Below are 11,853 nucleotides of genomic sequence, written 5' to 3' on the forward strand. Positions count from 1 at the left end.
AGCATTCGATGAGAGGGCCGAGCGTATGAGGGCATCGGCCCGCGACGAGGAGTACACCGCGTACATGACGGCCAGACTGCCCTGGCTGCAGCGGGTGGCCTACCTCCTGTGCCAGGACTGGGACCGTGCCGACGACCTGGTCCAGACCGCCATGACGCGGCTGTACGTCAACTGGCGGCGGGCCGGGGCGGTCGAGAATCTCGACGGCTACGCCCGGACGGTGCTCGTCCGCGTCTTCCTTTCCGAGCAGCGCACCGGCTGGTGGAAGCGCGTGGCGGTCGGGTCCGATCCGCCGGAGCCGGCGGTGACGACCGACCATGACGCGCGCCTGGATCTGCGGACGGCGCTGGCCGCCTTGCCGCCCCGGCAGCGGGCCGCGGTGGTGCTGCGGTTCTACTGCGACCTCTCGGTCGAGCAGACCGCGGACGTCATGCACTGCTCGACAGGCAACGTCAAAAGCCAGACCGCGCGCGGGCTGGCGGCGCTGCGCCGTGCCTTCGAGCCGGCGGGCGTCCAGGAGGGGGAGTCATGAACCAGGACCTGAAGGGCCGGCTGGAGGAGATCGCGCGGACGCCCCGTCCCGGCCCGGCTCCGGACGTCGCCGCCGCGGCCGCGCGCGGGCGCAGGGTCCTGCGGACCCGCCGCGTGACGACGGCGCTCGCCTCCGCCACGGCGATCGGCTTGGCGGCCACCGTCACGGCGAACGTGCTGACCGGCGAGCCGGGGGACCCGCCTCCGGTGACGGCGGCGGGGCCCGGGACGCTGACGCAGCCAGGCACCTTCGGCTGGCTTCCGAAGGGATACGAGGTGACCCGCCTGCAGACGGACGGCCGTATGTCCTCCGCGGAGGCGAACGCGGCGGGCAGGAGCGGCGGCCAGGGCGATCCTGCGGCCATCAGCCTGAACGTTCTCCAGGCGGGAGCCAAGGTGATCACGGGCCGGGAGCCGTCCGCCGGCCAGATCAAGGGACGTCCCGCCTGGTGGAAGGTCCGGCCGGGCCCGCAGGTTCCCACCGAGGCCCAGCTAATCTGGCAGCGCGGCAAGGATGTCTGGGCCAGCTTGATCGTCACCGATCCAAAGGTCGCAACGGACGGCGTGATGCGGCGGATCGCCGAGTCGGCCGTCTTCTCCGCACAGCCGATCGCGCTGCCGGTGAAGGTCAAGGGTGTTCCACGCGCGGATTTCGTCGCCGTGGCCCTCACCCAGAAGCCGCGCCTGAGCGTCACTCTCGGCATCACGCTCCACCAAAGCCGTTCGGAGCAGGACCTGACCATCACCGTGGCCCCGGCCCGTCCGCCGTTGAGTCACGGGAAGCCGCTCAAGCCCAATGCCCGCGTCGACGGCCACTCCGCGTACACGGGGGTGCGGCGGCCTGGTCAGGGACAGCCCGACTACTCGTATCTGTGGGTCTTCGGCACCGACGGTTTCGACGTCAAGATCGAGGCGGCGGACGATACCGTCCAGCGGCTCCAGGCGTCGGGCGGGCTCGCCGGGCTGTACCGGCGGATCACCCTGCTCGGCACCGACCCCGCCCGCTGGAGCAGGACGCCGCCGCTGGAGTGATCACCTTCGCCGGTCACGTGGGCGAATCGGAAGTCGCCATCGAAGCCTGCCACGTGGGAGGCGCTCCGCCTTCCCGGAGCCGTCCAACGCGCGACCGCCCTAAAGGCGCGCTTGCGCGTAGCGAGCCGCGAGTGAGGGCTGGTTGCCGCCCGTGACGAAGGCGGCCTCGGCGGCGAGCAGGGCGTCCAGGGCCGGGTCCTGGGCGTCCAGGCCGGGCGCGCAGACGGTCTCGCCGAGGCGCAGGCCGGTCAGGCTGGCGGACGCGACGTCCTCGGGCGACATCGCCCAGGGGATGTCGTGGCCGGCGCCGTTGTTCCAGTCCGTCGCCACGACGCCGGGGCACACGACCTGGACGCGGACCGGGGTGTCGGCGATCTCGGTCGCGAGGGTGCGGGTGAAGCCCAAGGTGGCGGCCTTGGCGGCGACGTACAGGGTGCGCCGGGGCGCTCGCGGATCGGTGACGCCCGCGCTGAAGGCCAGCAGCGAGGCGACGGTGATGATCGAGCCTTCGCCCGCCGCGAGCATTCCGGGAAGCGCGGCGCGGACCAGTTGAATGGGGGCGACGGCGTTGAGGGTGAGCAGGCGGTCGATGTCGCCCGGCTCGACATCGGTGAGCGGGGCGTAGATGAGAGCAATGGTGCGAGTCATGGAATCAACTCTCCTCAAACGCTGGTCTTGAGTCAAGCGTTTGATATGCGTGAAATGTCATACTCTTGTCCTGTGAGACGAAACGACGAGGAGCCCGTCGGGCCCGCCGCTCTCGACCGCGTCACCTGGGCGTTGCGGCGCGCGGAACTGGCGGTGCAGACACTCAAGGAACAGCGATTGCGCCCGCTGGGCCTGGCGGCCTCGCACTACACGCTCCTGATCTCGGTGCACTCCGAACCGGGACTGACCGGCGCCGAGCTGGCCCGCCGGCTCAACGTCACCCCCCAGGCCATCGCCTCACTGGTGGCACGCCTGGAAGGCCGCGGGCAGGTGGAGCGACGCGAGCACCCGCGCCACCGGCACGTACAGGAACTGCACCTCACCGACGCCGGACGGGAGACGCTGCGCGCGGCCGACAAGGTGATCGCCGGCATCGAGCAGCAGATCACCGCTGGCGTCGGCCGGCAGGAGTCGACCCGGCTGCGAGAACTGCTGGACCAGGTGGCCGACGTGGCCCGGAAGGCATAAGTCCAACGTTGAGAGGCAATGAAGGGCGTCGTGTCCCCTGGTAGCCTGAGTTTAGGTCTAAACTCAAGGAGGGGTCGACATGACGCGCACAATCGTGGTCAGCGGCGGTGGCAGCGGCATCGGCAAGGCGGTGGCGGCGCGCTTCGCGGCCGACGGGGACCGGGTGGTCGTCATCGGCCGCCGCGCCGACGTGCTGGAGAAGGCGGCAGGGGAGGTGGGCGGCACGGCGCTGCCGGCCGACCTGAGCGACCCGGCAGAGGTCGAGCGTGTGCGCGCCGAGCTGGCCGGGCGTTTCGGCACGATCGACGTGCTGGTCAACAACGCGGGCGGCAACTCCGAACGGCACGGCGGGCACGGCGGCGTCGCGGAGCGGTGGACCGCCAACTTCCAGGCCAACGTGCTGACGGCGGTGCTGCCGACTGAGGCGTTCACCGAGCTGCTGAACCCGTCCGGCCGGATCGTGTTCCTCAGCTCGATCGCGGCCTTCCGGGGGTCGGGCGGCACCTCCTACGGGCCCATGAAGGCGGCGCTGCACCCGTACGCGTTCGACCTGGCCGCCGCGCTGGGGCCGCGCGGCATCACGGTGAACGTGGTCGCCCCCGGGCTGATCGAGGACACCGAGTTCTTCGGCGGCACGCTCGACGACGAGCGCCGCGCGATGCTCGTCGAGCAGACCTGCACCGGCCGGGCCGGGACGCCGGACGACGTCGCCGAGACCGTGCACTGGCTCGCCTCGCCCGGCGGCGCGCACGTCACCGCGCAGATCATCCAGGTGAACGGCGGCGCCGAGCGTGGCCGCTGAGCCGCCGCGCGACCGCGCCGACGCCATCCAGGACGCCTGGCGGCGCGAGCTGCCGGGCGTCCCGGTGGAGTCGATCGGGATCATCACCCGGATCTGGTGGGCCGCCAAGGTCTTCGGCGACCAGCGCCGCCGTCTGCTCGCGGACTTGGGCGTGGACGTCGCGACGCTGGACCTGCTGTCCACGCTGCGGCGTTCGGGCCCGCCGTACCGGCTGAGCCCGGGCGAGCTGGCCGACGCCTGCATGGTGACGCGGGGTGCGATCACCCAGCGGGTGGAACGGGCGGCCCGGGCCGGGCTCGTCGAACGGACCACCGCCGGATCGGGCTACCACGCACGTGCGGTCGCGCTCACCGACGCGGGCCACGCACTGCTCAACCGCGTCGTCGCCGACCTGCTCGCGACCGAGGAGCGCCTAGTCGGCCACCTCGCCCCCGAACGCCGCGAGCAACTCGCCGACCTCCTGCGCGAGCTCCTCGTGGGCCGCGGCCCGGACCTGGCCGGCCAGGTCGGCGACTGAGCCTCAAGGCGTACCTCCCAGACCACGGCGTTGTCGGCGGTGTAGTAGATCGCCATTGCGGCCAGCAGCCCGGTCCCGACCGCCATCACGCGGCCGCGGATGGTGCCCAGCGCCTCGGCCCGGTCCTTGCCCCCAGCCCGTCCTTGCCACCCACCGGCACCTTGTCGACATGCTCCAGCCACCATGCCGCCCCCCGTCCCAGCACCCACGCCACCCCGAAAGCCAGCAACAGCCCGCTCACGGCGACGATCACGACCACCACCTGCCGCGGCGCCGCCCGCTCGGTGCCGGCTCTACCTGATCCCCAGCCATCTGCTCACCGTAGAGACCAATTGCCCGGCGAACCCGCCGTTCTCACCACTTTAGTTCGAATCTGTCAGCGCTTGGAGGATCAGATCGGTGAACTCCTTGGTGGTGGCGGTGCCACCCAGGTCTGCGGTGCGGGCGTCGGTGGTGGCCAGGGTGGTGGCGAACGCGTTGAAGACCTCGGCGGCTGCTTCTGGATGCCCTAGATGGTCGAGCATCATCGAGGCGCACCAGATGGCGCCCAGGGGGTTCGCGGTGCCCTGGCCTGCGATGTCGGGGGCGGAGCCATGGACGGGTTCGAACATCGAGGGGTGGTCACGTTCGGGGTTGAGGTTGGCGGCGGGGGCGATGCCGATGCTGCCCGCCACGGCTGCGGCGAGGTCGCTGAGAATGTCGCCGAAGAGGTTGGATCCGACGATGACGTCGAAGCGTGCGGGGTCCAGGACGATCTTCGCGACGAGGGCGTCGATGTGCTCCTGGCGCCATGTCACGTCGGGGAATCGGGCACCGGCCTCCTTCACCAGCTCGTCCCAGAACGGCATGGTGTGCACGATGCCGTTGGACTTGGTCGCGGAGACCAGCTCGCCTCGCCTGGTGCGGGCGGTCTCGAACGCGTAGTCCAGGATTCGCTCGGTGCCCTGCCGGGTGAAGATCGCTTCCTGGACGGCCATTTCGGTGGGCAACCCGCGGTTCACACGGCCGCCGATCTCGGAGTACTCGCCCTCGACGTTCTCTCGCACCACGACGAGGTCGACGTCCGGGGTCGCCCTGGCGAGGGGGCTCGGCACGCCTTCGAGGACTTTGATCGGACGCAGGTTCACGTACTGCCGGAACTGCCGGCGGATCGGGATCAGCAGGCCCCACAGCGACACGTGGTCGGGAACGGTCGGCCATCCGACGGCGCCCAGCAGCACGGCATCGTGGTGGCGGATGAGGCCGAGGCCGTCCTCGGGCATCATCGCGCCTTCGGTGACGTATCGCTGGCACGACCAGTCGAAGGTGTCGTAGGTGAAGTCGAGCCCGTGGCGGCGTCCGGCGGCGTCCAGGACGGCGCAGGCCGGAGGCAGCACTTCGGTGCCGATGCCGTCTCCGGGGATGAGCGCGATGCGATGCCGTGTGGTCATGGAACAAGTGGAGCGCCGCGCCGGCCTTCATGTCCAAGACGCGTTGGCAGCCCGATCGATAGCCGGAGCCTATCGACCTTCGACGAGGGCCACGAAGGCGGCCGCCGCGGGGCTGAGGCGGTGCCGTTGCCAGACCAGCGCGACGTCGAGCCGGTCGTTGATGTCCAGACGTCGGACCCGCAGCCCCACGGCGTTCGCGAGCCCGCTCCAGGCGTCGGCGACGACCGCGACGCCCACACCGCTGAGCACCAGAGGGAGCAGGCCCTCCCGGTGCTCGATCTCGACGACGATGCGGCAGTCGGTCGCGGCGGTGATGGCGTCCGCGACCCGCCGCATGCCGGTGCCCGGCTGACCGGCCACCAGCCGCAGGCCCGCGAGCTCGTCGACGGTCAGCGCGTCGTCGCCGGGTGGGAGGGGGGCGTCGTCGCGGGCGACCAGCACGAACGACTGGGACTGGATGGGCAGCCGGTCCAGGTCGGACAAGGCCTCGGTGCGGCCCGCCGCGACCAGTCCGATCTCCGCGACGCCTCGCCGCAGGGTGTCGCGGACGTCGTCGGGACGGGCGGCCGCCGCGACGGCGACGTTCACCTCGGGGTAGCGGCGCGAGAATTCGGCGACCAGGCCGGTCAGCGGGCTGACGACCTGCGAGGGCATCGAGGCGATCCGCAGTCGCCCGCCACGCAGTCCCTCGACGGCGGCTACGGTCTCCCGGGCGACGTCCAGGGACCGGACGACCTCGCGAGCGGGTTCCACCAGGGCGGCTCCCGAGGGGCTCAGGATCAGGCCGCGGGACTGCCTCAGGAACAGCTTGGTGCCGAGTTCGGACTCGAGGCGGCGAATCGACTGGGTGATCGAGGGCTGCGCCACGAACAGGTGCTCGGCCGCGCGGTGCACGCCGCCGTGGTCCACGACGGCCAGAAAGTAGCGCAGCTGTCGAACGTCCATGTCCACCCCCTGAGCGGCCGGCGACAGATCGTCCAAGCCCTGTCCGATAGGCGAACCCTATCGATTGGCCTGCATGGCCGAGATGCCTGTCGTCACCATCTGGTCCGCGTCTCACCGGCGCTCGAGCGCAACGAGCCGCGGTCGATCAGGTTTTGCGTGAGATGACCATGATGTATTCGCAGGGGGCGTTCGTTCGGTTGGCGAAGCCGTGGTCGGCGTCGGCTTGGAAGAACATGGAGTCGCCCGTGTTCAGGGCCTCGCTGATCCCGCCGATCGCGACGGTGAGGGTGCCTTTGAGCACAAGGAGTTGTTTCTCGCTGCCTGCCGGATACCCGGGCAGCAGCCCGGTGGAGACCTGCGCGGGGAGGTAGTGGACGACCATCTCGGCTCCTCCCGCGCCCGGGGCCGCTGACACCATGTGCCGCTCGAAGCCGGTTTCCGGGTCACGGAAAACGGGGCGATCGTTCTTGCGCATGACGATGGCCACGGCGGACGCGGCGGCGGCCGGCGCACCGACCAGGTCCGAGAGCGAGGCGTCCAGCGCGTGGGCGATCCTGGACGCGACGCCGATCGTCGGGCTCTTCTCACCGCGTTCGACCTTGGACAGCATCGCCCGGCTGACCGACGACTGTGTGGAGAGCTGCTCCAGCGTCAGGCCCGCCTCCTCGCGGCGTCGCCGCACGTTGCCGCCGAACGCGCCGGCCAGATCGTCACCGTGCCGCGGTCCGGCCTCGTTCGCGTCTTGCTCGACCACCGTGCTCCTCGATCGATGGATACCTCGCCGCCCACAGTGTAGGGTTTCTCCTAAAGAAGATTTGATCTTCTATTGGAGACACGCGATGGAGGTTCCATGCGATTGATCTCGAGTGGCCGGCACCATGCCACGTTCGAATTCGGCGAGCTGCAGGTGATCTCGTTGCGAGACGGGTACATCGACATGCCGCCGACACGGCTCCGCGACGAGGACGGGCGCACGCTCGACGAGTTGCCGGCCGCCGTCCCGCTGGCCGGCGACAACCTGCGGCTGTCGGTCAACGCCTTCTTCGTCACCGACGGCACGCGGTCGGTTCTCATCGACACCGGCGCGTCCAACGTCTGGCACGACCCCACCATGGGATTGATCTACGACGCGCTCGACGAAGCGGGAATCGACCGCGCGCAGATCACCGATGTGGCCATCACCCACAAACACGAAGACCACGTCAGTGGCCTGATCACGCCGGACGGTTCAGAGGCGTTCGGCAAACTCGAGCGCGTGTGGATCGGCGCGGGCGACACCTCGGTGTTCACCGGGCGGCTTGAGTCGATCCGCGACCGGGTCGTGCCCGTGTCGGAGAAGGTCGCGATCAACGACTGGACCACCGCGATCCCGACCCCGGGCCACACTCCCGGCCACACCGTCTACGAGGTGAGGAGCAGCGCCGGCCACCTTCTCGCCTGGGGCGACACCGTTCACGTTCCCACGCTCCAATTCGACCAGCCGAACGTGTCCTGGGAACTCGACGGCGACCAGCCTCAGGCCCGCGCCGCGCGAGCCGCGCTCCTCGAACGACTGACCCGACCACACCACTTCGTAGCCGGCGCCCACCTCGACTCACCCGGCATCGCCCGCGTAACCCCCTCCGGCGACGGCTACGCGCTCGAATACCTCGCACCACCGATCGGCTGAAGACCCGTCAATCCCCGGCCGGCGTGATCACTTGGCTGGAAAAGGGTTGGACGGGGTGATGCTCGGGCTTGTAGCTTCCAGGTGACCGTGACTCCGCCCGAGGAGGTGAGACCCATGAACGCTGTATCGATGTGGGTGCTCCGCCTCCCGTCATGGTCGGGCGATTGACGTAGGTGTCGCCGGGAGCGCCTCGACAACAAGGCACTCCCGAAAGGCAACACCAATGCGTTCTCTGCCGTTCTCCGCCGAGTCGTCATCGAACGACGTTCTCGGATCACCGGCCTCCGGCGCCGATCGTCCCCCGCTCATGTTCGATGTGATCATTGCCGGCTGCGGGCCGACCGGTGCGATGCTGGCCGCCGAACTGCGGCTGCACGATGTGCGGGTACTCGTTCTGGAGAAGGAAACCGAGCCCGTGTCGTTCGTCCGCATCGTCGGTCTGCACATTCGCAGCCTCGAACTGATGGCGATGCGAGGCCTGCTGGAGCGCATTCTCGAACACGGAAGGCAGCGTCCGGCCGGCGGTTTCTTCGCCGCCATCAACAAACCCGTTCCTGCGGGCCTGGATTCCGCGCACGCCTACCTGCTGGGCATCCCGCAGCCGGTCATCGTTCGACTGCTTGAAGAACACGCGATCGACCTGGGTGCGCAGGTCCGGCGCGGATGCGCGGTAGCCGGATTCAAGCAGGACGACGAGGGCGTGACCGTCGAACTGTCCGACGGAGAACAGGTGCGTGCGCGCTACCTCGTCGGCTGTGACGGCGCGCGCAGCACGGTGCGCAAACTGCTCGGCGTCGGATTCCCCGGCGAGCCCTCGCGGACCGACACGCTGATGGGCGAGATGCACGTGGACGTGCCGCCGAAGGAGATCGCGGCCAAGGTGAAGGAAATCAACGAGACGTACAAACAATTCTGGCTCAGGCCGTTCGGCGAAGGGGTCTACAGCGTCGTCGTCCCCGCAGCGGGAGTCAGCGATCGCACCGAACCGCCCACTCTCGAGGATTTCAAACAACAGTTGCGAGCCATCGCCGGAACCGATTTCGGCGTGCATTCCCCGCGCTGGCTGTCCCGCTTCGGGGACGCCACCCGGCTGGCCGAACGTTACCGGGTCGGACGCGTGCTGCTGGCCGGCGACGCGGCGCACATTCACCCGCCCACCGGCGGGCAGGGCCTCAACCTGGGTGTTCAGGACGCATTCAACCTCGGCTGGAAACTGGCCGCACAGATCCGCGGCTGGGCGCCGGAGACACTACTGGACACCTACCACGCCGAACGCCATCCGGTCGCCGCGGACGTGCTCGACAACACCCGCGCCCAGATGGCACTGCACTCCACCGAACCGGGGCCGCAGGCCGTGCGCAGGCTGCTCACCGAGCTGATGGACTTCAACGAGGTGAACCGCCATCTGATCGAGAAGATCACCGCGATCGGCATTCGCTACGACTTCGGCGAAGGCCCCGACCTGCTCGGCCGCCGCCTGCGCGACATCGAGGTGAAACAGGGCCACCTCTACGATCTGCTGCGTCGCGGCCGCGGCCTGCTGCTGGACCGCACCGAACGCCTGACCGCCGATGGCTGGTCGGACCGCGTCGATCACCTCGCCGATCCCACCGCGGCACTGGATGTGCCGTGCGTCCTGCTACGCCCCGACGGCTACGTCGCCTGGATCGGCGACGATCAGCAGAGCTTGAACGACCAGCTCTCCCGCTGGTTCGGCAAGCCCTCCGACTGATTTCGCCTAAAGCCGCGGTCGCGATAGATCTGCCGGCCAGGAGTCGGCATTCTCGTCGGACGATCACCGCCCGCCGGCATGGCGGAAATGGCCATGCCAGCGGGCGACAGCGACCGCATCGGCGTCCACGGAGATCGCTACGACCAGCACCACATGTCGCTGGTCGACAAATAGAGCTCAGAGGGCGCTGCGGGCGGCGGCGCCGCGCAGCGCGTGATTACCGTCGCAGAACGGCTTGAGGGCGGACAGGCCGCACCGGCAGAGCGCGATCGTCTCCCGCCCAGGGTCGATCTCGTTGCGGTCTCTGTCCTGGAGCTTGTAGGCGCCCCGCACGATGGCCGGTCCGTTCTCGTAGACGGTGATCTCGACCGGCGGCTGCTCGTCCGACATGATCTGCTCCCTCAAACCGTGGCGAGTTCGCGCAGCGACGTCGTCTCCGCCGCCCACGCGTCGGTGACCGCGCCCGCGAACAGGCCCCGGATGTTGAGCGTGGCCAGCGCGCCGATGACGACGCGGTCCCATTCGTCCGGGTAGTCGGCCACGAACGCGCCGCACATGTCGTGGGCGGCCAGTTGCTCGTGGACGGCGTCGGCGAGGACGTGCTCGTCGTAGAACCAGCGCGCCTTCTTCGACCCGCCGACCCGGGCCAGGCCCTCGCTGAAGCGGCGGTTGATGAACGACGAGCCGATCTCGGTCGCCGCGAGGTTGCCGAGGATCCCGCCGCGCCAGCGGTGGTGCAGGCCGAACATCGACCTGAGGTTGTGGATGGCGAGCGCGACGGCCGGGATCTGATCGATGTACGCCCCGTACTCGGGGTCGAGCTCCAGCTCGGACATCAGGATCGCGTACAGATCGGAGTGGCTGCGGCCCGGCATCCCGCCGCCGTACTCGTCGGCCTGGATCTCGATCAACGCGCTCTTGGCGCGGCCGGTCACGCGCGGGATGGCCCACGTGTGGGCGTCGGCTTCGTGCAGCCCGTCGATCGACCGGTGGATCGCCAGTTCCTTGAAGTGCTCGAGGGTCGCGTTCTGGTGCATGAACTTCAGCAATCCGGCCGGGGTCGTCGCGGGGCCGCAGATGTCCATGAGCCACGCGGGCACCTTCTCCGGAGTCAAGTCTTCGGGCATCCGCACCTCGGCGAGGACGTCCCGCTCGAAGACCGCCTCCAGGACGCCGCGCACGGTCAGCAGCGACGGCTGCCACTCCCACCGCTCGTCGACGCCGTCGAAGCCTTCGTAGGTGAGCCCGTAGCAGGTCCACAGGCTGATCTGGACGTCCTCATCGGACCTGGCGTCGGCGGTGGTCTCCGGGAGCGCGCCGACCAGCTCGGTGAGCCGCGACGGCACCGGCCCGGGTTCGCCGAACAGGCAGGCGAACAGTGCGGTGCTAATGGGTCCTCGGGGGGCGGGCAGCCGCATGGCGTTCTCCGATCTGACGGGTCGGCGCGGTGGCGCGGGCCTTGAGCACCGCCGTGGCGTGGATGCCGGTCGACATGACGTTCAATATGCCAACCACCGTTGACATGCCGCTGGCCGAGCGCTGACGCGCAGCCCCGGCCGGCGGACGGCCATGGGGGCTTCCTATGCCGGAATCAGGCCGAGCTGTTTCATCTGCGCGAGGACGTCGACGATTCCCCATGTTTCCGCGATCCGGCCGTCCCTGAAGCGGACGATCATGATCTCCCGGTAGGTGATGGATCGTCCGGTCGGCGGAACGCCCATGTACTCGCCCTGGTGCGTCCCGGTGACCGTGTTCCTGAAGACGACCTTGTCGCCGTCCGCGATCACGTCCTCGACCTCGACGTGAAGATCCGGGAACGCGCGAAGGAGCATCGTGCCCACCTGCTTGAGCGCCTCCGCCCCCGTCGCCTCGATCGGCAACGGTGTGCGGATCAGCACGTCCGGCTCGACGACCTCGTCGACCGCCTTCCGGAAGACCGCCACGTCGCCGCTGCTCTGGGCGTCGTGGAGACGGGCGAACGCGGCCTTGTTGCGTGCGATCTGATCCGTTGACATTTCG

The 11,853-nt window shown here is 69.4% G+C and carries 15 protein-coding genes; 7 read left to right on the top strand and 8 right to left on the bottom strand.

The annotated features are described in order from the left end of the window. Positions 1-25: 25 nt before the first annotated feature. Positions 26-532: a SigE family RNA polymerase sigma factor gene (locus ACGFNU_RS37860; RefSeq protein ID WP_392601394.1), complete on the top strand. Its 507-nt coding sequence runs from the start codon at positions 26-28 to the stop codon at positions 530-532. Next, the gene (locus tag ACGFNU_RS37865; RefSeq protein ID WP_392601395.1) at positions 529-1,563 is read left to right on the top strand and encodes a hypothetical protein; all 1,035 of its coding nucleotides are present in this window, start codon (positions 529-531) and stop codon (positions 1,561-1,563) included. Before ACGFNU_RS37860 ends, ACGFNU_RS37865 begins: the two co-directional genes overlap by 4 nt. Before the next feature lie 99 nt (positions 1,564-1,662). Here the strand turns inward: ACGFNU_RS37865 and ACGFNU_RS37870 are convergent, their stop codons facing one another. Beyond that, a complete protein-coding gene (locus ACGFNU_RS37870; RefSeq protein ID WP_392601396.1) occupies positions 1,663-2,247 on the bottom strand; it encodes an SDR family NAD(P)-dependent oxidoreductase in 585 nt (194 codons plus the stop codon). A 36-nt stretch (positions 2,248-2,283) separates the two neighbouring features. Here ACGFNU_RS37870 and ACGFNU_RS37875 point away from each other — a divergent pair, with 36 nt between their 5' ends. The 3 genes from ACGFNU_RS37875 to ACGFNU_RS37885 all read left to right on the top strand — a co-directional run bounded on the left by ACGFNU_RS37875 (position 2,284) and on the right by ACGFNU_RS37885 (position 4,058). Then, the gene (locus tag ACGFNU_RS37875) at positions 2,284-2,739 is read left to right on the top strand and encodes a MarR family winged helix-turn-helix transcriptional regulator (protein ID WP_392601397.1); all 456 of its coding nucleotides are present in this window, start codon (positions 2,284-2,286) and stop codon (positions 2,737-2,739) included. A gap of 79 nt (positions 2,740-2,818) precedes the next feature. Then, positions 2,819-3,541 carry an SDR family NAD(P)-dependent oxidoreductase gene (locus ACGFNU_RS37880; protein ID WP_392601398.1) on the top strand — a complete coding sequence of 241 codons (723 nt, stop codon included), beginning with the start codon at positions 2,819-2,821 and terminating at the stop codon, positions 3,539-3,541. Next, on the top strand, positions 3,531-4,058 hold the full coding sequence (locus ACGFNU_RS37885; protein ID WP_392601399.1) for a MarR family winged helix-turn-helix transcriptional regulator: 528 nt from the start codon (positions 3,531-3,533) through the stop codon (positions 4,056-4,058). Before ACGFNU_RS37880 ends, ACGFNU_RS37885 begins: the two co-directional genes overlap by 11 nt. A gap of 85 nt (positions 4,059-4,143) precedes the next feature. Here ACGFNU_RS37885 and ACGFNU_RS37890 read toward each other — a convergent pair whose 3' ends face one another. The 4 genes from ACGFNU_RS37890 to ACGFNU_RS37905 form a co-directional block, all read right to left on the bottom strand. Continuing rightward, positions 4,144-4,311: a hypothetical protein gene (locus ACGFNU_RS37890; RefSeq protein ID WP_392601400.1), complete on the bottom strand. Its 168-nt coding sequence runs from the start codon at positions 4,309-4,311 to the stop codon at positions 4,144-4,146. 109 nt (positions 4,312-4,420) lie between these two features. Further along, positions 4,421-5,488: a tartrate dehydrogenase gene (locus ACGFNU_RS37895; protein WP_392601401.1), complete on the bottom strand. Its 1,068-nt coding sequence runs from the start codon at positions 5,486-5,488 to the stop codon at positions 4,421-4,423. 69 nt (positions 5,489-5,557) lie between these two features. After that, positions 5,558-6,433: a LysR family transcriptional regulator gene (locus ACGFNU_RS37900; protein ID WP_392601402.1), complete on the bottom strand. Its 876-nt coding sequence runs from the start codon at positions 6,431-6,433 to the stop codon at positions 5,558-5,560. A gap of 145 nt (positions 6,434-6,578) precedes the next feature. Beyond that, entirely contained in the window at positions 6,579-7,187 is a 609-nt protein-coding gene (locus ACGFNU_RS37905) for a helix-turn-helix domain-containing protein (RefSeq protein WP_392601403.1), read from the bottom strand. Between the two features lie 96 nt (positions 7,188-7,283). Here ACGFNU_RS37905 and ACGFNU_RS37910 point away from each other — a divergent pair, with 96 nt between their 5' ends. Then, positions 7,284-8,102 carry an MBL fold metallo-hydrolase gene (locus tag ACGFNU_RS37910; RefSeq protein WP_392601404.1) on the top strand — a complete coding sequence of 273 codons (819 nt, stop codon included), beginning with the start codon at positions 7,284-7,286 and terminating at the stop codon, positions 8,100-8,102. Between the two features lie 307 nt (positions 8,103-8,409). Continuing rightward, positions 8,410-9,834 (top strand): rifampin monooxygenase, encoded by a 1,425-nt coding sequence (gene rox / locus ACGFNU_RS37915; protein ID WP_392601405.1) that lies wholly within the window; start codon positions 8,410-8,412, stop codon positions 9,832-9,834. A 177-nt stretch (positions 9,835-10,011) separates the two neighbouring features. Here the strand turns inward: rox and ACGFNU_RS37920 are convergent, their stop codons facing one another. From ACGFNU_RS37920 to ACGFNU_RS37930, 3 genes are all read right to left on the bottom strand, one after another. Beyond that, positions 10,012-10,224 carry a CDGSH iron-sulfur domain-containing protein gene (locus ACGFNU_RS37920; RefSeq protein WP_392601406.1) on the bottom strand — a complete coding sequence of 71 codons (213 nt, stop codon included), beginning with the start codon at positions 10,222-10,224 and terminating at the stop codon, positions 10,012-10,014. A gap of 11 nt (positions 10,225-10,235) precedes the next feature. Further along, positions 10,236-11,252, bottom strand: a complete 1,017-nt coding sequence (locus tag ACGFNU_RS37925; RefSeq protein WP_392601407.1) for an iron-containing redox enzyme family protein — start codon at positions 11,250-11,252, stop codon at positions 10,236-10,238. A gap of 162 nt (positions 11,253-11,414) precedes the next feature. After that, positions 11,415-11,849: an ester cyclase gene (locus tag ACGFNU_RS37930; protein WP_392601408.1), complete on the bottom strand. Its 435-nt coding sequence runs from the start codon at positions 11,847-11,849 to the stop codon at positions 11,415-11,417. Between the last annotated feature and the right edge of the window lie 4 nt (positions 11,850-11,853).

The organism is Spirillospora sp. NPDC048911 (assembly GCF_043198015.1).
GTDB lineage: Bacteria > Actinomycetota > Actinomycetes > Streptosporangiales > Streptosporangiaceae > Spirillospora.

Coding starts and splice junctions, on each gene's coding strand:
- ACGFNU_RS37860 (WP_392601394.1), top strand. CDS start 26: ATGAGGGCATCGGCCCGCGACGAGGAGTACACCGCGTACATGACGGCC.
- ACGFNU_RS37865 (WP_392601395.1), top strand. CDS start 529: ATGAACCAGGACCTGAAGGGCCGGCTGGAGGAGATCGCGCGGACGCCC.
- ACGFNU_RS37880 (WP_392601398.1), top strand. CDS start 2,819: ATGACGCGCACAATCGTGGTCAGCGGCGGTGGCAGCGGCATCGGCAAG.
- ACGFNU_RS37895 (WP_392601401.1), bottom strand. CDS start 5,488: ATGACCACACGGCATCGCATCGCGCTCATCCCCGGAGACGGCATCGGC.
- ACGFNU_RS37900 (WP_392601402.1), bottom strand. CDS start 6,433: ATGGACGTTCGACAGCTGCGCTACTTTCTGGCCGTCGTGGACCACGGC.
- ACGFNU_RS37910 (WP_392601404.1), top strand. CDS start 7,284: ATGCGATTGATCTCGAGTGGCCGGCACCATGCCACGTTCGAATTCGGC.
- rox (WP_392601405.1), top strand. CDS start 8,410: ATGTTCGATGTGATCATTGCCGGCTGCGGGCCGACCGGTGCGATGCTG.
- ACGFNU_RS37920 (WP_392601406.1), bottom strand. CDS start 10,224: ATGTCGGACGAGCAGCCGCCGGTCGAGATCACCGTCTACGAGAACGGA.
- ACGFNU_RS37925 (WP_392601407.1), bottom strand. CDS start 11,252: ATGCGGCTGCCCGCCCCCCGAGGACCCATTAGCACCGCACTGTTCGCC.
- ACGFNU_RS37930 (WP_392601408.1), bottom strand. CDS start 11,849: ATGTCAACGGATCAGATCGCACGCAACAAGGCCGCGTTCGCCCGTCTC.